The organism is Hydrogenophilus hirschii (assembly GCF_054656675.1).
Window position 1 is genome coordinate 202,698 of record NZ_BAAHXQ010000002.1, and the last position, 17,988, is coordinate 220,685.

A 17,988-nucleotide genomic window follows, 5' to 3' on the forward strand; every position below is an offset into this window, starting at 1 on the left:
CTGCTGTCACGAACGCAGTGGCAAAACCGTAGGGCGGGGCGTCACAGGACGTAACGCGCGAGATCTTCGCTCTGCGCGAGATCGCTCAGGCGTTGGTCGACGTCCGGTGCGTCGATCGTCACCGCATTGGGACATTCCGGGGTGCCCGCAAGGAACGCAATCTCTTCGAGCAGTTTTTCCATCACGGTGTAGAGGCGGCGTGCGCCGATGTTTTCGACGCGTTCGTTCACTTGCCAGGCGATTTCGGCCAGGCGGCGGACCGCAGCGTCGGTGAAAGTGAGCGTGACCCCTTCGGTGGCGAGCAGCGCCTGGTATTGGGTGATGAGGTTCGCCTCGGTTCGGGTCAGGATATGGACGAAGTCGTCGACGGTGAGCGGGTCGAGTTCGACGCGGATTGGGAACCGCCCTTGCAGTTCGGGGATGAGGTCGCTGGGTTTGCTGAGGTGAAAGGCCCCAGAGGCGATGAAGAGGATGTGGTCGGTGCGCACCGTACCGTATTTGGTGGTGACACTGGTGCCTTCGACGAGCGGCAGGAGGTCACGCTGCACCCCTTGTCGCGAGACGTCGGGGCCGCGTCCGCCGTCGGAGCCTGCGACTTTGTCGATCTCGTCGAGAAAGACGATGCCATTTTGTTCCGCGTTCGCGATCGCGCGGCGCTTGATCTCCTCTTCGTCGAGGAGTTTTGCGGCCTCCTCTTCGGTGAGCGCCGCTTTGGCTTGGGCAATCGTCATTTTGCGCCGTTTTTTCTTGCCGCCGATCGCTTGGAAGAGCCCTTGCAGCTGTTCGGTGATCTCCTCCATGCCCGGAGGCCCCATCACGTGCGCCGCGAGTGCCGCTTCACGCACCTCGACCTCGATCTCCTTGTCGTCGAGCGCGCCCTGAAGCAGCTTTTCGCGAAATTTGGCGCGCGTTGCGCTCTCTTCCCGTGGAGGAGGTACGGCGGTTTCGTCGGCTGCGTTGGCAAAGAGGGCGGCGAGCCCGGTCGGTTCGGGTTCTTTGCGGGGGGGCGGAAGGAGGATATCGAGGATCCGCTCGATTGCCGCGGCTTGTGCTTTTTCACGGACCGCGGCGATGGCGCGTTCCCGCTCCTCTTTGACCGCGACTTCGACGAGGTCGCGGATGATGGTATCGACGTCTTTGCCGACGTAGCCGACTTCGGTGAATTTGGTCGCTTCGATTTTGACGAACGGCGCTTGCACAAGCCGAGCCAAGCGGCGTGCGATCTCCGTTTTTCCGACACCAGTTGGGCCGATCATCAGGATGTTCTTCGGCGTGATTTCGTGGCGTAGGGGCTCCGGAACCCGGGCGCGCCGCCAGCGACTGCGCAGTGCGAGTGCGACCGCGCGCTTCGCCGCGTGTTGCCCGACGATGTATTTGTCCAGTTCGGCGACGATCGCACGACAGGTGAGCGGGTTGTCACTCATTCCAGCACCTCGATCACGTGGTTCTCATTGGTGTAGATACAAATTTCGCCGGCAACCTTGAGCGCTTCGGCGACGATCGCTTGTGCCGAAAGCTCGCTGTGACGCAGGAGCGCTTTCGCAGCGGCGAGCGCGTAGGCGCCGCCCGAGCCGATCGCGACCACGTCGTCTTCGGGTTCGAGCACGTCGCCGGTACCGGTGAGGATGAGGAGGTGTTCGCGATCGGCCACCGCGAGCATCGCTTCGAGTCGCCGCAGGACGCGGTCGGTGCGCCAATCTTTGGAGAGCGCGACTGCGGCGCGCAGGAGGTGCCCTTGGTGTTTTTCGAGTTGCGCTTCGAAGCGCTCGAAGAGGGTGAAGGCGTCCGCCGTCGCGCCGGCGAAGCCGGCTAGGACTTTACCGTGGTAGAGGGTGCGGACTTTGCGAGCGGTTCCTTTGACGACGATCGCGCCAAGGGTGACTTGGCCGTCGCCGCCCAGTGCGACTTGACCGTTGCGGCGCACGCCGACGATCGTGGTGCCGTGGAGTGTGGTGGACATAGTGAAACGGTTTGGTGGGTTCAACGAGAAGTAGAGGCGTTATTGTCGGCGAATTGCACGAATGGTGCAAGGCCGGCCAATGCAACGACCAATTGGAGCCACAGCGGCGCGTGAAGGAGCCGCAGAACGGGTTGCGCGGTGGACGAAAGACGGGGCGTGACTTGCCGGCGGATGAGGTGGCCAAAGCGCGCGAGGCTGCGAAACGGCCACGTCTGGAGCCGCCGTGCCTGGCAGTTGAGTGGTAGGTCTCCGGTGACCGCCGCGTCACCGATCCGCTTCAACAGGACGGTGACATGGTGGTCGGTCATTTGTGCCGGTAAGACCACGAGGTGGTCGGTCGCGGTGTCCGTTTCTAGGGCAGGTTGCGTTGTTTCTGGTTCGTCGGCGCTCTGGTTGGCGACGCGATCGAAACACCAATCGGGTGGGGTGCTGTCGAAGCGCAGCGCGTATTCGAGCGCGAGCGCTTCGGCTTCCTCTTCCCGCTTCGCGGCACTGAGCCAGAGCAGCAGCAATTGGATCTCTTCGGGGGTATGCAGAAGGGTGTTCGGGGATAGCAACACCAAGATGCCGTTGTCAAGGCCGCGCCAGCGCAGTCGCTTTCCCGCACGCAGCGTTTCGGCGAGCGCCTGCGTCAGTTCCGCTGCGGCTTCCGAAGCGATGGTGTGTACGTCCGAAAGGTCGAAGTGGAGCGTCGGGCTGTTGGGCCAGTGGGTGACGAAATCGTGTGCGTTTTGTGCGTTCAACTCCGCCGGCCACCGGATCCAGCTTCGTCGCTCGCTGTGGGTTTGCGCTGTGTCAGCCGCGGTAAGTGCAAAAGGGGCCAGTTCGCCGAAGGTGGCTGCGTAGTGTTCCGAGAGTTGCTCCAGCGCTTCCGCGGATCCGTCGAGCGTCAGCAGTTCATAGGCCAGTTGCCACAACGCGTGGTTTTCGGTTTTCGCAGCGATACGGGGTTTGAGAAGTGCCCATGCACTGGCGGTATTGCCATTGGCAATGTCGAGGGCGATCGCTTCGGTTTCCGTTGCGGAAAGACGAACGATCGCTTCCACGCCCTCTGCGAGCGCGGTGAGGTAGGGGGGCGGCGCGCCGAGCGCCCATCCGTTCGTGGCAAACCCATCCATGCGCACAATCCTAGCACGAGCAAGGGGAGAGACGCCAGTGGAGTAGCAAAGACGGAGCTTTCTTTGCTATAATTGCACACTCTCTGTCTTCGCCTTCTTGGTTACGATGTCGCAAACCGCCGATCTTTCGCTTACTCACCTTGTCTTGCAGGCAAGCCTTCCGGTACAGCTGGTGATGGCGCTGCTCGTGGGGCTTTCCCTGCTTTCGTGGTATTGGATTTTCCTCAAAATGTTGCACATTCGTGCGGCGCGTCGCGCCACGCAGCGGTTCGAGGTGCAGTTTTGGAACGCAGCCCGTTTGGATCAGTTGGCGGAACGGGTGGAGGCGCGGCTCGATCAGGCTGGACCGATGGAGTTGGTTTTTCTGGCAGGGTATCGGGAATGGCTGCGGCAAAGGGAGCGCGGCGGCGCGATCGACAGTATTCGGCGTGCGATGCAGGTGGCGTATCAGCGCGAGTTGGACGCACTCGAAGCGCATCTGGCTTTTTTGGCTTCGGTCGGGTCGGTGTCGCCGTACATCGGCCTGTTTGGTACGGTGTGGGGCATCATGAACGCGTTTCGCGGGTTGGCGAACATGACGACGGCAACGCTCGCCCACGTGGCGTCGGGAATTGCCGAAGCTCTGATCGCCACTGCGATTGGTCTCTTTGCCGCAATTCCTGCGGTAATCGCGTATAACCGTTTCACCCACGATATCGAGCGGCTCTCGGTGAAAATCGAAACCTTCATCGACGAGATGACCAATTTGTTGCAACGCCAAATCGGGCGTTGACGAGCCAGGCAAGGGAGCGAAGCGATGGCGCGTCGACGGGCGTTGATGAGCCAGATGAACGTCGTGCCCTACATCGACGTGATGCTGGTGCTGCTGGTGATCTTCATGGTCACCGCGCCGATGATCCAACTGGGGGAGGTGCAGCTTCCGAGCGTCGCGCAACTTCCCGCACCGACCTCGGAAGCCGCGGTGGTGGTGATCCGCGCCGACGGTTCGATCGGCTTGAAAAAGACCGCAACGGCCCCAGAAGTGGCGATGGAGCCGCTCGCGCTGTTGCGCGCCTTGCGCGCGTTACAAGCGGAGCGCCCCGATTTGGCGGTGGTGATTGCGGCGGACCGCCGAGTGACGTACGAAACCGTGATGGGGATGCTCGATCGCCTGCGTGGCGCCGGATTTGCGCGTGTCGGGCTGCAGACGAGCACCGGCGAAGGTAGGAAAGACGCCGCCCCGCGGCCGGCGTCATGATCCGTTGACGATGAACGTATTGCGCCGTTCTGATGGCTTTCGTCGCGCGCTGGCATGGACGCTGGCGATGGCCGTCCATCTCTTTTTCGCAGCGGTTTTGCTCGTTTCGCTCGACTGGCAAAGCGCACCGCCCGCACCGGTCGTGGTCGATTTGGTGGCGCCGATCGCTGCGACCACGGAACGGGCGCGGACAGTGACGCCAGGGGATGGTGCTGCGGCGCGCGTTACTCCGAAACCGGAACCGAAGCCGGAACCGAAGCCGGAACCGAAGCCGGAACCGAAGCCGGAACCGAAGCCGGAACCGAAGCCGGAACCGAAGCCGGAACCGAAGCCGGAACCGAAGCCAGAACCGAAGCCAGAACCGAAGCCAGAACCAAAACCGGTGCCGAAATCGCAGCCGCAGCCTGAGCCGCAGATGGCAGTGAAAGCGGAACCGAAGCCAATGCCCAAACCGGAGCCGAAACCGGAGCCGCAGGCGACGAAGGCAGAGCCGAAGCCTACGCCAAAACCAGAACCGAAAACAGAGCCTAAGCCGGAACCTAAGGCTGAGCCCCAGCCAAAACCAGAGCCTAGGCCGGAACCCAAACCGAAGCCAGAGCCCAAGCCGAAGCCAAAACCAGAGCCGGTAGACGATTTTCAGCGGCTGGTGCAGCGGCGTCTGGCTGCGGAACAGAAACCGCCGCAGGCGGAGTCACCGCATTCCGATCCAGTTCGGGAGCGGTTGATGGCGCTTGCCCAGGGGCGCAGTGGGGCGCCGTCTGGGATCAGCGAAGTGGCGCGGGCCAGTTATATCGATGCGATTCGCGCCAAAGTGCGCCAACACGTCGTAGTGCCGCCTGGCGTCGTTGGGAATCCGGAAGCGGTTTTCGACGTGGTGCAACTGCCCGACGGCACGGTCGTTGAGGTGCGTCTGGTGCGCTCGTCGGGGTTTGCGGCGCTCGATGTGGCGCTCGAACGAGCGATCCGCGCTGCGAGTCCGTTGCCGACTCCACCGGATCATCGTCTTTTCGCCCGTGAGCTGCGTTTGATTCTGCGGCCGCTGGCACAGTGACAATGTACTTGGTTTCGCTATAATATCTCGTTCTGTTTCGAGGGATACCGGTGAGGTACCGATGGTCGGCATGATGCGCACTCTGGCCTGTTTGATGATGCTTTGGTGGCTGGGCATTCAGGTCGCTATGGCTCAGCTCGCGATCGAAATCACTGGCTCGAGCGGCCGGCAGATCGCGGTGGCCCTTCCTTACTTGGTAAACGAAGAGGCGCTCCCGCAATCGCTTACTGAGATCGTCCGTTCCGACCTCGAGCGGAGCGCACTTTTCCGCGTGGTCGATGTCGGCTGGATGCGGGTTCCGGAAGACCTGATTCCCGACTATGCCGCGCTCACGCAACGAGGTGCCGAAGCGGTGCTTGCGGGGTCGGTCTATGCGACGGCACCGGGGGTTTGGGAAGCGCGCCTCCGTCTTTTCGATACGGTGCGGCGCAGCGAATTGACCAACCGGGTGGTGCAGTTCAACGCAGGGCAATTACGCGCCGCTGCGCATCGCATCGCCGACCTGATCTATGAAGCATTGACCGGGGTGCCAGGGTATTTCACGACGCGGTTGGCGTATGTCGTCAAGAGTGGAAACCGTTACGAACTCAAGATCGGTGACTATGACGGCAGCCATGCCGCAACGGCGCTGGTTTCTCCAGAACCGATCATTTCGCCCTCCTGGTCGCCCGACGGGCATCAGCTTGCGTACGTTTCGTTCGAAAACAAAAAGCCGGTGGTTTATATCCATGAGGTGGCAACTGGCAGGCGGCGGGTCGCGGCCAATTTCCGCGGCTCGAACTCGGCGCCTGCCTGGTCGCCCGATGGGCGCAAATTGGCGGTGACGCTTACCCAGGATGGGATTTCGCAGATTTACGTGCTCGATCTCACGCTCAATCGGGCGTTTCGCGTTTCGCGTTCCGGTTCGATCGACACCGAACCGGTCTTTTCTCCCGATGGGCAATGGCTCTATTTCACCTCGGATCGCGGTGGGTCGCCTCAGATCTACCGCATGCCAGCCACCGGGGGCGACGCGCAGCGCATCACCTTCGAGGGCAGCTACAATGTAAGCCCGGACGTCTCCCCCGACGGACGCGCCCTCACCTATATCACCCGAATCGACGGGCGGTTCCGAGTCGTCTACCACGATTTGGCCACGGGCTATCGGCAAATCCTGACCGATTCCGAGCGGGACGAATCGCCCGCGTTCGCCCCGACGGGTCATATGATCGTCTATGCCACCGAGGTCGGTGGCCGAGGGGTTTTGGCTGCGGTTTCGACCGACGGCCGGGTGCGTTTGCGTTTGAGCGCTTCCGGTGCCGACGTGCGGGAACCTGCGTGCGGGCGTTTGCCACGTTAAAAATTGTCTTCAACCTGTTCAACGAAAGGAGCTTGTCATGGGTCTTCATCTGCGCCAGTGGATGGTGGTTATGGTTGCACCGGCCGTTTTGGCAGCCTGTTCTTCGACACCAACCGAAGAGGGTAATGTTGGGGTGTCTGATCGCGATGTGGCTGCATCTGCGGTTGCAAGCGGTTCTCCGTCCGAGGCTCTGTTGGCGGAGATCAAGAATCCAGCCCATCCTGCGCACCAACGCAGCATCTATTTCGATTTCGACCGCTACGAGATCAAGCCCGAGTACCAGTCGCTGGTGGTGGCGCACGCACAACTGATGCAGAAATACCCGACGGTCAAAGTGCTGATCCAAGGCAACGCCGACGAGCGAGGGAGTCGCGAATACAACCTGGCGCTGGGACAAAAACGTGCCGAAGCGGTAAAGCAGGCACTTGCAGCACTCGGGGTTGCGGCCGAGCGTATCGAAGCGGTGAGCTTGGGCGAAGAGAAACCGGTCTGTACGGAACGGAACGAATCGTGCTATGCACAGAACCGGCGTGCCGATATCCTCTACGAAGGGGAGTTTTGAACCCAAAGGAGTCTAGCGTATGCGCGCGATACGGTGGGGAATAGTCTTCGCACTCTCGTTGGCGAACCTGTCGCCTGCGTGGGCGCTGTTCGGTGACGACGCCAAACGGCTCGAAGCCCTACAGGGGCAGGTGCAGGCGCTCGAGGAGCGGGTCAACCGTCTCGCGCTCGACGCAGCAAACCGCGAAAACGCTCGGCAGCAGGAGCTAGCCCGACTGCAAGGGGCGATCGAAGAGCTGCGCTACCGCCTGGAACAACTCGAGAAGCGGCAAAAAGATTTTTACCTCGATCTCGATCAACGGTTGCGCGCGTTGGCTGGTGGCGAAGGGGCGTCGTTTGGGGCGCCGCCAGCTTCCGGCGCGCCATCGAGTGAGATCGGGGGGGGCGCTGGTGGTGGCACAGCGGTGGCCCCCGCTGCCAGTTCTGGTGCGACCGCGCCCCAACCGTCTCGCGCCGAGGCGGCAGCGCTCTTTGGACAAGCGTTGCGCGAACTGCAAGCGCAGAAAACGGACGCGGCGCTCAAGGATTTCGAGACGTTCCTGGCTCGCTATCCGTCGGACCCGCAAGCGGTCGAAGCGCGCTTTTGGGCCGGTACGGCCGCGTTGCAACTCAAACAGTACGATAAGGCGCGGCAACATTTCGCGCGGGTGGTCTTCGACCACCCGGGGCACGAGCTCGTTCCCGACGCGATGCTGGGATTGGCCAATGCCCTGCAAGGTCTGGGCGACCGTAAAGAGGCCAACGACATGTTGAATCGTCTGGTCGAGCGCTATCCGAACACGCCAGCGGGTAAGATCGCGCGCGAGCGGCTGGGGCGATGAGTGAAGCGGTGCTGCGCGTCAGCGAGATTTTCACGTCGATTCAAGGGGAGTCGTCGCGTGTTGGTTTGCCGACGACCTTCGTTCGGCTGACCGGCTGCCCGCTGCGTTGCCACTGGTGCGATACCGCCTACGCGTTTCAAGGTGGCTTGCGGCAAACGGTATCCGAAGTGGTTGCCGAAGTGCGCGCACGCGGTGTGCGTACCGTCTGTGTCACCGGTGGCGAACCGTTGGCGCAACCGGCGGTACATCAGCTGCTGCGTGCGCTTGCGGACGCGGGATACGACGTTTCGTTGGAAACGAGCGGTGCGTTGCCGATTGCCGACGTCGATCCACGCGTTGCCGTGGTGATGGACCTCAAAGCCCCCGGCTCGGGAGAGCACGAGAAGAACCTTTGGCAGAACCTCGTTGCGCTCAAACCCACCGACGAGATCAAAATCGTGATCGCCGATCGTGCCGATTACGAATGGGCGAAAATGGTGATTGCCGAACATCGGCTCACCGAACGGTGCGCCGTGCTCTTGTCGCCGGTGGCCAACGCTTTACCGCCACACCAGTTGGCAGAGTGGATCGTTGCCGATAAGCTGCCGGTGCGGTTTCAGCTGCAATTGCACAAGGTTTTGTGGGGTGAGGAGCGCGGGCGATGACCGGGTACACGAAACCCAAAGCCGTGGTGCTCCTTTCCGGGGGGTTGGACTCGACGACGGTGCTTGCCGAAACCGCAGCGCGTGGCTACCAGCTTTATGCGCTCACCGTCGCGTATGGGCAACGGCACGCCGCCGAAATCGCCGCAGCGAAACGCGTGGCGCGTGCGTTTGCGGTAGTCGAGCATCGGATCGCGCAGGCCTCACTCGATGCGTTTGGCGGCTCGGCGCTCACCGATGCCGCGTTGGCGGTACCCGAAGACGGCTCGACGCGCACGACGATCCCCATCACCTATGTCCCGGCGCGCAATACCGTGCTCTTGGCGTTGGCGCTCGCGTGGGCGGAAGTGGTGGGCGCCACCGATCTCTTCATCGGCGCGAACGCCGTCGATTATTCGGGATACCCCGATTGCCGTCCGCCGTTCCTGGCGGCGTTCGAACACCTGGCCAACGTGGCGACGAAAGCAGGGGTAGAGGGGGCGCGCTATCGGGTGCATGCCCCGTTGCTCTACCTTTCCAAGGCCGAGATCATCCGTCGCGGCGTGGCGCTCGGGGTCGACTATGGGCTCACGGTGAGCTGTTATCAGGCCGACGCCGAGGGGCGCGCGTGTGGCCGCTGCGATTCCTGCCGTCTGCGTGCCGCGGGCTTTGCTGCGGCTGGCGTCCCCGATCCCACCCACTACCAGACGGGGTGACGCCCGATGCCCTCGCCCCAGGATCGTCGTCGCTACGATCTGTTGCTTGCGGGGCTCGACCTCCTCGATCAGGCGATCGCGGTTTTCGACGCCGAACCGAAACTGGTTGCGTGGAACCAGGCCCTGTCCCGCTTGCTCGACTTTCCGCCGGAGTTGGTCCGTGAAGGGACCCCTTTCGAGGCGTTCGTGCGCTTCAACGCCGAGCGGGGGGAGTATGGAGACGGCGAGATCGAAAAGCTGGTCGCGGAACGGATGGCGGCAGCGCGCTCGTTTCAACCCCACTATTTCGAACGGCAACGCCCCAACGGTCAAATTCTCGCGGTGCGGGGCGTCCCAATCCCCAACCTTGGGTTCGTCTCCCTTTGGACCGACATCACCGAACTGCGGCGCAACGAACGGCTGATCGAAGAGCAGAACCTGCAGCTCGAGGCGCGCGTCAAGGAACGGACTGCGGAGCTGGCGCGCGCCTACCGCGAGCTCAGGGAAGCGCAGCAAGAGCTCGAAGCCACCGCAGAGGCGCTGGCCTATTCGGAAGCGCGGTTGCGCTTGATCCTCGATTCGATCCCAGCGATGGTCGCCTACGTCGATCGCGACCAACGCTACCGCTACGCGAACCGCGTCTACGCCGAATGGTTCGAGACGACGCCCGAGGCGATCGTCGGGCAGACGATCGCCGAGGTGGTGGGGGCGGAAGCCTATGCGCAAATCGAAACCCATCTCGAGCGGGCGCTTGCCGGGGAGCGGGTCACCTACGAATACCACCGCACCCGCGCCAATGGCAAACGGGTCTTTGCCCGCAGTACCGTCGTTCCGGAAAAGCGGGGCGAGGAGGTGGTCGGTTTCTTCGTACTCTCGTTCGATATCACGGAGCAGCGGGCGCAACAAGAGGCGCTCATCCAGGCGCAGAAGATGGAGGCGGTGGGGCAGCTCACCGGCGGCATCGCGCACGACTTCAACAATTTGCTGACGATCATCCTCGGCAACCTGGAGGCGCTCGACGAAGCACTGACCGCGCGCGGGTTGGCGTCGCTGGCGCGCGAACATATCGCGCCAGCGGTTCGCGCGACACGCCGCGGCGTCGATCTGGTCAAGCGTTTGCTCACCTTCTCGCGGCGGCAGCCGATGGCTCTGGCGCCGGTGGAGGTGGGCGAGCGGGTACGGGGGTTGGGAGTGCTCCTTGCCAGAACCTTGGGCGAACTGGTCACGCTCGACCTGCGCTTGCCCGAAGCGCCGCTCTACGCCCATACCGACGGCCACCAATTGGAAAATGCGCTCCTCAATCTGGCACTCAACGCGCGCGACGCGATGTCGCCAGCAGGCGGAACCCTGACGATCCGGGTGTTGCCGTGCGAAATCTTTGCCGATTTGGCGGAGCGTTACGGCCTTACGCCAGGGCGTTACGTGCAGTTCGACGTAATCGACACCGGCTGCGGGATGGCGCCGGAGGTGCTCGCGCACGCGTTCGAACCGTTCTTTACCACCAAACCCTTCGGTCGCGGTAGTGGCCTTGGGCTTGCGATGGTCTACGGTTTCGTGCGCCAGTCGGGGGGCGCGATTCGTATCCGCAGCGAGCCGGGGGTTGGTACGACGGTCACCTTTGTCTTGCCGCAGTGCGAACCGCCTGCGCCATCCAGCGACCCTGGGCCTGCCGCGAAACCCGAAACCGCGCCGTGCGCCCTTACGGTGCTACTCGTGGAAGACGAACCGGAGGTCCGCCACCTTTTGCGTCAGATGCTCATGCGCCTGGGGCACCGCGTGCTCGAAGCCGAAAATGGTGCCGAAGCGCTCGAGCTCATCGAACACGTTGCGGAGATCGACGTGATAGTCACCGACGCGGTGATGCCGGGCGGGTGCGACGGCGGCACCCTGATTGCCCGGGCGCGGACGGTGCGCCCGGGGTTGCCTGCGGTCTTGGTGAGCGGTTATTGGCACGAAGCCCCAGCACTACCCGATGTTCCGGCGTTGGCGAAACCGGTAAGCCAAGCGGCGTTGGCCGAAGCGCTGCGATCGGTTACCATCGCCCATGTGGCCCAAACGGTAACGCCGGAGGAGAAGCGGTGAGCGCGGTTCCCACGCTGATCGTCGAGGACGAAGCCGACGTCGCGCAATTGATCGCCCGGGCGCTCGAACCGTTCGGCTTTGCGGTGACCCTGGTTGGCACTGCGCAGGCCGCACTGGCGCATTGTGAAACCACCCCGCCCGAATTGGCGATCATCGACCTTGGACTACCCGACCGCGACGGCTTAGACCTGTTGCGAGAACTGCAGACCCGCTACCCTTGCGCGGTGATCATCCTCACCGGGCGTGCCGCGGTGGCCGACCGGGTGCTCGGCCTCGAACTGGGGGCCGACGACTATCTGGTGAAACCCTTCGACCCGCGTGAACTTGCCGCGCGGGCCAAAACGGTGATGCGGCGCTACCAGGCTGCTGGAAGCGGCGAGAAGGGGGCTGCGACGCCTGGCGCGATAGCAGCTACGAACGCCGCGGACGAACGACAGGTAGCGCACTTCGGCGCGTGGCGTTTCGATGCCGCTACCTTCGCGTTGGTCCGCGACGACACTGAGCCGCTGACCCTTTCGACCGCCGAAGCGGAGCTTTTGCTCCGTTTCCTGCGGCAACCCAACCGCATTCTCTCGCGCGAACAGTTGGCTGGCGTGCGCGCGCTCGAAGCCTACGACCGCAGTATCGACGTGCGGGTCTCTCGCCTACGCAAAAAACTGGGGGACGACCCCCACGCGCCGAAAATCATCAAGACGGTTTATGGCGCCGGTTACCTCTTCGCGCTACCCGTCACGTGGCAAGCAGCATCGTGAGCGTATTCGATAGGAGTCCATCATGAGTCAAACGGAGCAACGACCATTTCGCATCTTGGGCGTACAGCAGATCGCATTGGGGGCGCTCGATCGCGCCCGACTCGAAAAACTCTGGGTTGAGTGTTTCGGGCTGCCGATCACGGGAACCTTCCGCTCCGAGCGGGAAAACGTCGACGAAGCGATCCTTGCGCTGGGTAGTGGCCCGTTCAAGGTCGAGGTCGATCTGATGCAGCCGCTCGATCCCGAAAAGAAACCCGCAGTCCATCAGACCCCGCTCAACCATGTCGGGCTGTGGGTCGACGACCTGCCCGCAGCGGTCGCCTGGCTGAGCGCGAAAGGGGTGCGCTTTGCGCCGGGCGGGATCCGCAAAGGGGCAGCGGGGTTCGACATCTGTTTCATCCATCCGAAGGGGAGCGACGAGGCGCCGATCAGCGGCGAAGGGGTGTTGATCGAACTCGTTCAGGCGCCGCCGGAGGTCGTTGCGGCGTTCGAGCGGTTCGCTGGCGCAGTTTCCTTCAGCTAGTTAGACCGCATGAAGACAGCGCCTGCCGTTGTCATCTACGAAGGGGGTGAAGCTCGCGTCGAGGTGCGGCTCGACCGTCGGCGCTTCACATATAACGTTGCTCTGAGTGCAAAGAACTTTCCCGTTGAACGACCCCGAAACCTTTCTCTGGTACGATTTCGAAACGTACGGCAGTGACCCGGCGACGACGCGCATCGCGCAGTGTGCGGCGATTCGCACCGATGCAACCTGCACGCAGATCCTCGAGGAACAAGTTTGGTACTGTCGGGCCGTACCCGATTTCCTTCCGGATCCGGTCGCGTGTGCAGTGACTGGGCTTACGCCGCCGTTGGTCAATGCACGCGACGACGCGCTTACAGAGCCGGCATTTGCCGCGCAGTTGCTTCGCGTCTTGAGCCAACCGGGCACCTGCTGGGTTGGGTACAACAACGTCCGTTTCGACGACGCCTGTTTGCGTTACCTCTTGCATCGCAATCTCCTTGACCCGTTCGCCCATGAAAACCGCCTCGACACCTCCCGCTGGGATCTCCTGGACGTGTTGCGGCTTGCATACGCGTTTCGTCCCGAAGGCATCGAATGGCCTTCTCGCACCGACGATCCGGAAGCACCCAGTTTCAAGCTCGAAGACCTGGCAGCGGCAAACGCGATCGCGCAACCCCGCGCCCACGATGCCCGATCCGACGTGTTGGCACTCATTGCGCTCGCGAACTTGGTTCGCACGCGACAACCGAGACTCTTTGCGTACGCACTCGGTTTGCGCACGCCCGCGCGGGTCGATGCGCTCCTGAGTGCGCGCGCGCCCCGTGAGCCATTGTGGTTGATTTCGCCGTTCGTTCCGGCAAGTCAAGGGCATTTGAGTCCGGTGGTCGTGTTGGGAAAACGCCCGGGGCGGCGCAACGAATGGTTGACGCTCGATCTGCGCGAACCGGTGGCGCGTTTTCTCGAGACACCGCTGGAGACGCTGCATGCATGGCGGTTTTGTCCCGAAGTGTCGCTGCCCGAATCGGCTTATCGCTCCCCCGTGCGGACGATTTCGGTGAAGAAAACGCCGATGCTCGCCAATTGGGCGGCGATCGGTGCAACCGATCCGGCGCGGTTCGGGCTCGATCTCGACGCGATCCAATCGCAGTTTGCCGTGGCGCAGCGCTACCGGGACGCGTTGCATGAGAAAGCGGCGGCGTTGCTCGCACGGGGCGAAGCGGAGTTCATCGGCCAGACGCGCGATCCCGAAATCGCGCTCTACGGGGCTTTTCCCAGTTCGCGCGATCGCGCGCGCTTGGCCGCAGCGTGGCAGGCGGCACCCGACAGTGGGCCTGACGCCGCGGCAATGCAGACGCTGGAAACGGCGCTTGAGCAGCCGACGTTGCGCGAACTGGCGTTTCGTATGCGCGCACGCTGGTACCCCGAATCGTTGTCCGACGACGACGCGACGCGTTGGACGCAGTTACGCTGTGCCCGCGTCTGTCACGGCGCGGCGGGGGCGTCGCTTTCGCGGGCAACCTTTCGCGAACGGTTTGCGCAAGCCGCTGCCGCCCTTTCCGAAGAGCGGCGGGCGGAATTGGCGTCTTGGGAAACCGAAGCTAGCGCAAGGTGTGATTGCGAAGCCGTCGCTTCGGCAGCTACGGCTTTCCCGCCGGTTGAGGCGTGAGGCGGAGCAATTTGCCGTTTGCTTCGTCGGTGAGGAGATAAACCAACCCGTCTGGACCTACTCGGACGTCGCGCACCCGCGCTCCGACCGGAAGGATCGCTTCGTGCAAAACGCGGTCGCACACCGTCTGAAGCCAGCGCACCTCACCGAACTTGAGCGAGCCGACGAGCACCGCTCCTTGCCATTCGACCCCGTACCGGTCGCTTGCAAGGAACGCCATCCCCGAGGGTGCGATCGACGGGGTCCAGTGGATGAGTGGCGGTTGGTAGGGAGTGGGGTGGACCTTCCCCTCGCCGATGGGCCCACCGCCGTACTCCTCGCCGTAGGTATAGTGGGGCCAACCGTAGTTTCCGCCCGGCGTGAGGCGGTTGAGTTCGTCACCCCCCTGCGGGCCATGTTCGACGATCCACGGTTGGTTCGCGCCCGGGTGCCAAATGGCGCCTTGCACGTTGCGGTGGCCCCAAGTGAAAATCTCGGGTTGTGCGTGGCACGCGTTGCGGTCACCGCGTTGGCACCGCTCCTGCCAAAATCGCCCCATCAGACCGGCCCCGTTCTCTGGGTCGATGCGTACCGTTTTTCCCAGATGGTTGGTGAGATTCTGGGCTTCATTGCGCGCCTGGTAGCGCTCGCCCAGTGTGACCAGCAGCGCTTTGCCGTCGGGTTCGAAGAGCAGGCGGCAACCGAAGTGGAGTTCGCCAGGCAGTGGGGGTTCCTGGCGAAAGAGGATGCGCACGTCGGTGAGGGCGCGGTTGTCGGGCGTCATTACGGCGCGTGCTACGGCGGTCCGGGCGTGTGTGCTGCCCACCGGTTCGGCGAAGCAGAAATAGAGGGTGCGGTTCGTGGCGAAATCGGGCGCAAGCACCAAGTCGAGCAATCCCCCTTGACCTTGTGCAAAAACCGGTGGCCCACCGGTAACCGTGTGCCGTTGACCCCTTCGGGGATCGAAATGAACGAGGCGCCCGGGGCGTTCGGTGAGGAGCAACGTTCCGTCAGGAAGGAACGCGACCGCCCACGGATGGGTGAAGCCGCTTGCTACCGTTTCGATCGCAACCGCAGGCGGAGCAACTGCGGTGAGCGGTGGGGCGAGCGGTTCTGCGGGGAGCGCGTAGGGGGAGGACATAAACGACGACGCGGACAATAGCGGGCAACGCGGCGGGTTGCCTTGAGGTTAGACGTTGAACAGGAAGTGGATCACGTCCCCGTCTTGTACCACGTACTCTTTGCCTTCGGCGCGCATTTTACCCGCTTCCCGTGCCCCCGCTTCGCCGCGGTAGCGGATGAAGTCGTCGAACGCGATTACCTGCGCGCGGATGAAACCGCGTTCGAAGTCGGAGTGGATTACGCCGGCGGCTTGCGGCGCGGTCGCGCCGATCGGAATGGTCCAGGCGCGGACCTCCTTGACGCCCGCGGTGAAAAAGGTGTGTAGGCCCAGCAACCGGTACGCCGCCCGAATCAAGCGGTTGAGCCCGGGCTCGCTCATCCCCATCTCTTCGAGGAAGATTGCTTTGTCTTCGTCGGGCAGTTCGATGATCTCCGCTTCGATCGCTGCAGAGATTGCGACCACTTGCGCCCCTTCTTGCGCAGCGTGTTCGCGAACGGCCCGCAGGTGGAGGTTGTCGTCACCGAAACCGTGTTCGTCGACGTTCGCGGCGTAGAGGACCGGTTTTGCGGTCAGCAGGCAGAAGGGTTTGAGCAGCGCCCGCTCTTCGTCACTCAACGCGAGGGCGCGAATGGGGCGGCCGGCATCGAGTTGCGCGTGGCACCGTTCCAAGACCGGTACGAGTGCTTTCGCTGTTTTGTCCCCCGCTTGCGCCGGTTTGCGGTAGCGGTTGAGCGCTTTGTCGACCGTGGCAAGGTCGGCAAGCGCCAGTTCCGTGTCGATCACTTCGATGTCACGCAGGGGATCGACGCTACCTGAGACGTGGACGATGTTGCTGTCTTCGAAACAGCGAACGACATGGACGATCGCATCGGTTTCGCGGATATTGGCCAAAAATTGGTTGCCAAGCCCTTCTCCTTGTGATGCCCCCTTGACCAAGCCCGCGATATCGACGAATTCGACGATCGCCGGGACCACGCGTTGCGGTTTGACGATTTCGGCCAGTTGCTTCAGGCGCGGATCGGGAACTTCCACGACGCCGACGTTCGGTTCGATCGTGCAGAAGGGGTAATTTGCCGCTTCGATACCCGCTTTGGTGAGCGCGTTGAAGAGCGTCGATTTTCCAACGTTGGGCAATCCGACGATGCCACATTTCATGACCGGTTCTCCTGGGGCGTGAGCGAGGGGGTGGGCGGTGCCAACGCATGGATCCGTTGCTGCGCCCGCGACCAGTCGCCACGAGCAATCAAGGGCCAACAGGCCAGCGTATCGGTGAGCACCTGCTCAAGCAGCGCCCGCTCCTCGGCGCGGGGCGGATGGAGGACGTAGTTCGCCACTTGGCTGCGGTCGCCGGGGTGTCCGATGCCCAGGCGCAACCGCCAGAAACGGTCGCTGCCCAATTGCGCGCGAATGTCTTTCAAGCCGTTGTGGCCCGCCGTGCCGCCGCCGAATTTGAGGCGGGCGCGTCCGGGCGGGAGGTCGAGTTCGTCATGAACGACGAGGATCGCTTCCGGAGGAATGCGGAAAAAGCGCGCCAATGCCGCGACCGCTTGCCCGGAGCGGTTCATAAAGGTGGTGGGTTTGAGCAGCCGCAGCGTGCCGGAGCGCGCAACTTCACCGAAAAAGCGCGCTTCTGGGTGAAAAATTGCGCACAACGTGCGCGCCAACTGGTCTACCCACCAAAAACCGATGTTGTGGCGCGTCGCTTCGTATTCGCGGCCGGGGTTACCCAACCCAACGACCAATTGCGGAGGAATTGGGTGACCACTCATGCCGCGACGCGTATCGAAAGGGAAAGGAAAGAAGGTGAGTTACGCTTCGCCTTCGCCTTCCACTTCACCCTCACCGCTGGTTTCCCCGCTGGAAACTTTCACGGCGGTGGCAACGACCGGATCCTCTTCGCCATGGCTCACCACCGTGACCCCTGCCGGAAGGGTAATGTGGGAGACATGCACCGAATGGCCCGGTTCGAGCTGCGAGAGGTCGACCTCGATGTACTCGGGGATGTCTTTTGGCAAGCAACGCACGTCGAGTTCGGTCAAGACGTGGTTGACGATACAGTGGTGGAGCTTCACGACGGGCGATTCCGCTTCGCCGACGAAGTGCAACGGCACTTTGATGTGGATCACTTCGTCAGCCGCCACGCGCTGAAAGTCGGCATGGAGCACGATCGGCTTGAAGGGGTGGTATTGCGCGTCACGCAACAGCACCGAGGTCGGGGTGCCGTCGATTTCCAGCGTGATCACCGCAGTATGGAACGCCTCGTTGTCCAAGAGGTGGTAGAGCTCGTTGTGGTCGAGCGCGATCGGTTGCGCTGGTTGATTGCCCCCGTAGACGATCGCGGGGACGAGACCCGCGCGACGCAGGCGGCGGCTCGCACGCGTACCCTGGTCGTCGCGACGCTGGGCTTTGAGGTTGAATTGCATGATACGCTCCTTACAGTGACAAACCGCACCTCGCCGCCGCGACCAGCAGACGAGGT

General features: G+C 62.9%; 19 protein-coding genes. 12 read left to right on the forward strand and 7 right to left on the reverse strand.

Annotated elements, in window-relative coordinates; genetic code table 11:
- Nucleotides 1–41 precede the first annotated feature (41 nt).
- Genes hslU through ACYQ4Z_RS08060 form a run of 3 tightly spaced genes read right to left on the reverse strand, consistent with a single transcriptional unit; the run spans nucleotide 42 to nucleotide 3,078 of the window.
- Complete coding sequence (gene hslU / locus ACYQ4Z_RS08050) at nucleotides 42–1,424, reverse strand: ATP-dependent protease ATPase subunit HslU (protein WP_219972152.1); 1,383 nt, start codon at nucleotides 1,422–1,424, stop codon at nucleotides 42–44.
- A complete protein-coding gene (gene hslV / locus ACYQ4Z_RS08055; RefSeq protein ID WP_119335709.1) occupies nucleotides 1,421–1,960 on the reverse strand; it encodes an ATP-dependent protease subunit HslV in 540 nt (179 codons plus the stop codon). Before hslV ends, hslU begins: the two co-directional genes overlap by 4 nt.
- Nucleotides 1,961–1,980: 20 nt before the next feature.
- Nucleotides 1,981–3,078: a hypothetical protein gene (locus ACYQ4Z_RS08060; protein WP_459860617.1), complete on the reverse strand. Its 1,098-nt coding sequence runs from the start codon at nucleotides 3,076–3,078 to the stop codon at nucleotides 1,981–1,983.
- Nucleotides 3,079–3,184: 106 nt separating this feature from the next.
- On the opposite strand from ACYQ4Z_RS08060, the gene tolQ reads away from it, so the two are divergent.
- The 12 genes from tolQ (at nucleotide 3,185) to sbcB (ending at nucleotide 14,407) form a co-directional block, all read left to right on the forward strand.
- Nucleotides 3,185–3,850, forward strand: a complete 666-nt coding sequence (tolQ, locus tag ACYQ4Z_RS08065; protein ID WP_459860619.1) for a protein TolQ — start codon at nucleotides 3,185–3,187, stop codon at nucleotides 3,848–3,850.
- A gap of 24 nt (nucleotides 3,851–3,874) precedes the next feature.
- Nucleotides 3,875–4,315 (forward strand): ExbD/TolR family protein, encoded by a 441-nt coding sequence (locus ACYQ4Z_RS08070; protein ID WP_459860620.1) that lies wholly within the window; start codon nucleotides 3,875–3,877, stop codon nucleotides 4,313–4,315.
- Between the two features lie 10 nt (nucleotides 4,316–4,325).
- Nucleotides 4,326–5,366, forward strand: a complete 1,041-nt coding sequence (locus ACYQ4Z_RS08075) for an energy transducer TonB (protein WP_459860744.1) — start codon at nucleotides 4,326–4,328, stop codon at nucleotides 5,364–5,366.
- A 70-nt stretch (nucleotides 5,367–5,436) separates the two neighbouring features.
- Nucleotides 5,437–6,705: a Tol-Pal system beta propeller repeat protein TolB gene (tolB, locus tag ACYQ4Z_RS08080; RefSeq protein WP_459860621.1), complete on the forward strand. Its 1,269-nt coding sequence runs from the start codon at nucleotides 5,437–5,439 to the stop codon at nucleotides 6,703–6,705.
- Between the two features lie 37 nt (nucleotides 6,706–6,742).
- Nucleotides 6,743–7,267 carry a peptidoglycan-associated lipoprotein Pal gene (gene pal / locus ACYQ4Z_RS08085; RefSeq protein ID WP_219972156.1) on the forward strand — a complete coding sequence of 175 codons (525 nt, stop codon included), beginning with the start codon at nucleotides 6,743–6,745 and terminating at the stop codon, nucleotides 7,265–7,267.
- 19 nt (nucleotides 7,268–7,286) lie between these two features.
- Nucleotides 7,287–8,087 (forward strand): tol-pal system protein YbgF, encoded by an 801-nt coding sequence (gene ybgF, locus ACYQ4Z_RS08090; protein ID WP_219972157.1) that lies wholly within the window; start codon nucleotides 7,287–7,289, stop codon nucleotides 8,085–8,087.
- Nucleotides 8,084–8,731 carry a 7-carboxy-7-deazaguanine synthase QueE gene (gene queE / locus ACYQ4Z_RS08095; protein WP_459860623.1) on the forward strand — a complete coding sequence of 216 codons (648 nt, stop codon included), beginning with the start codon at nucleotides 8,084–8,086 and terminating at the stop codon, nucleotides 8,729–8,731. The genes ybgF and queE overlap by 4 nt, the downstream gene beginning before the upstream one ends.
- The gene (gene queC / locus ACYQ4Z_RS08100; RefSeq protein WP_119335703.1) at nucleotides 8,728–9,423 is read left to right on the forward strand and encodes a 7-cyano-7-deazaguanine synthase QueC; all 696 of its coding nucleotides are present in this window, start codon (nucleotides 8,728–8,730) and stop codon (nucleotides 9,421–9,423) included. The genes queE and queC overlap by 4 nt, the downstream gene beginning before the upstream one ends.
- 6 nt (nucleotides 9,424–9,429) lie before the next feature.
- Nucleotides 9,430–11,484 (forward strand): PAS-domain containing protein, encoded by a 2,055-nt coding sequence (locus ACYQ4Z_RS08105; protein ID WP_459860625.1) that lies wholly within the window; start codon nucleotides 9,430–9,432, stop codon nucleotides 11,482–11,484.
- On the forward strand, nucleotides 11,481–12,236 hold the full coding sequence (locus tag ACYQ4Z_RS08110; RefSeq protein WP_219972161.1) for a response regulator transcription factor: 756 nt from the start codon (nucleotides 11,481–11,483) through the stop codon (nucleotides 12,234–12,236). The genes ACYQ4Z_RS08105 and ACYQ4Z_RS08110 overlap by 4 nt, the downstream gene beginning before the upstream one ends.
- Before the next feature lie 22 nt (nucleotides 12,237–12,258).
- Nucleotides 12,259–12,759, forward strand: a complete 501-nt coding sequence (locus tag ACYQ4Z_RS08115; protein ID WP_219972162.1) for a VOC family protein — start codon at nucleotides 12,259–12,261, stop codon at nucleotides 12,757–12,759.
- A 124-nt stretch (nucleotides 12,760–12,883) separates the two neighbouring features.
- Nucleotides 12,884–14,407, forward strand: a complete 1,524-nt coding sequence (gene sbcB / locus ACYQ4Z_RS08120; protein ID WP_459860628.1) for an exodeoxyribonuclease I — start codon at nucleotides 12,884–12,886, stop codon at nucleotides 14,405–14,407.
- Here sbcB and ACYQ4Z_RS08125 read toward each other — a convergent pair.
- From ACYQ4Z_RS08125 to ACYQ4Z_RS08140, 4 genes are read right to left on the reverse strand one after another with little or no spacing between them, the layout of a single operon-like run.
- A complete protein-coding gene (locus tag ACYQ4Z_RS08125; protein WP_459860629.1) occupies nucleotides 14,379–15,527 on the reverse strand; it encodes a PQQ-dependent sugar dehydrogenase in 1,149 nt (382 codons plus the stop codon). The genes sbcB and ACYQ4Z_RS08125 overlap by 29 nt on opposite strands.
- A gap of 48 nt (nucleotides 15,528–15,575) precedes the next feature.
- Nucleotides 15,576–16,664: a redox-regulated ATPase YchF gene (gene ychF / locus ACYQ4Z_RS08130; RefSeq protein ID WP_119335697.1), complete on the reverse strand. Its 1,089-nt coding sequence runs from the start codon at nucleotides 16,662–16,664 to the stop codon at nucleotides 15,576–15,578.
- Nucleotides 16,661–17,278: an aminoacyl-tRNA hydrolase gene (gene pth, locus ACYQ4Z_RS08135; RefSeq protein WP_219972165.1), complete on the reverse strand. Its 618-nt coding sequence runs from the start codon at nucleotides 17,276–17,278 to the stop codon at nucleotides 16,661–16,663. Before pth ends, ychF begins: the two co-directional genes overlap by 4 nt.
- Before the next feature lie 39 nt (nucleotides 17,279–17,317).
- Nucleotides 17,318–17,932 (reverse strand): 50S ribosomal protein L25/general stress protein Ctc, encoded by a 615-nt coding sequence (locus ACYQ4Z_RS08140; RefSeq protein WP_459860630.1) that lies wholly within the window; start codon nucleotides 17,930–17,932, stop codon nucleotides 17,318–17,320.
- Nucleotides 17,933–17,988 lie beyond the last annotated feature (56 nt).

Coding starts and splice junctions, on each gene's coding strand:
- hslU (WP_219972152.1), bottom strand. CDS start 1,424: ATGAGTGACAACCCGCTCACCTGTCGTGCGATCGTCGCCGAACTGGAC.
- hslV (WP_119335709.1), bottom strand. CDS start 1,960: ATGTCCACCACACTCCACGGCACCACGATCGTCGGCGTGCGCCGCAAC.
- ACYQ4Z_RS08060 (WP_459860617.1), bottom strand. CDS start 3,078: ATGGATGGGTTTGCCACGAACGGATGGGCGCTCGGCGCGCCGCCCCCC.
- tolQ (WP_459860619.1), top strand. CDS start 3,185: ATGTCGCAAACCGCCGATCTTTCGCTTACTCACCTTGTCTTGCAGGCA.
- ACYQ4Z_RS08070 (WP_459860620.1), top strand. CDS start 3,875: ATGGCGCGTCGACGGGCGTTGATGAGCCAGATGAACGTCGTGCCCTAC.
- ACYQ4Z_RS08075 (WP_459860744.1), top strand. CDS start 4,326: ATGAACGTATTGCGCCGTTCTGATGGCTTTCGTCGCGCGCTGGCATGG.
- tolB (WP_459860621.1), top strand. CDS start 5,437: ATGATGCGCACTCTGGCCTGTTTGATGATGCTTTGGTGGCTGGGCATT.
- pal (WP_219972156.1), top strand. CDS start 6,743: ATGGGTCTTCATCTGCGCCAGTGGATGGTGGTTATGGTTGCACCGGCC.
- ybgF (WP_219972157.1), top strand. CDS start 7,287: ATGCGCGCGATACGGTGGGGAATAGTCTTCGCACTCTCGTTGGCGAAC.
- queE (WP_459860623.1), top strand. CDS start 8,084: ATGAGTGAAGCGGTGCTGCGCGTCAGCGAGATTTTCACGTCGATTCAA.
- queC (WP_119335703.1), top strand. CDS start 8,728: ATGACCGGGTACACGAAACCCAAAGCCGTGGTGCTCCTTTCCGGGGGG.
- ACYQ4Z_RS08105 (WP_459860625.1), top strand. CDS start 9,430: ATGCCCTCGCCCCAGGATCGTCGTCGCTACGATCTGTTGCTTGCGGGG.
- ACYQ4Z_RS08115 (WP_219972162.1), top strand. CDS start 12,259: ATGAGTCAAACGGAGCAACGACCATTTCGCATCTTGGGCGTACAGCAG.
- ACYQ4Z_RS08125 (WP_459860629.1), bottom strand. CDS start 15,527: ATGTCCTCCCCCTACGCGCTCCCCGCAGAACCGCTCGCCCCACCGCTC.
- ychF (WP_119335697.1), bottom strand. CDS start 16,664: ATGAAATGTGGCATCGTCGGATTGCCCAACGTTGGAAAATCGACGCTC.
- pth (WP_219972165.1), bottom strand. CDS start 17,278: ATGAGTGGTCACCCAATTCCTCCGCAATTGGTCGTTGGGTTGGGTAAC.
- ACYQ4Z_RS08140 (WP_459860630.1), bottom strand. CDS start 17,932: ATGCAATTCAACCTCAAAGCCCAGCGTCGCGACGACCAGGGTACGCGT.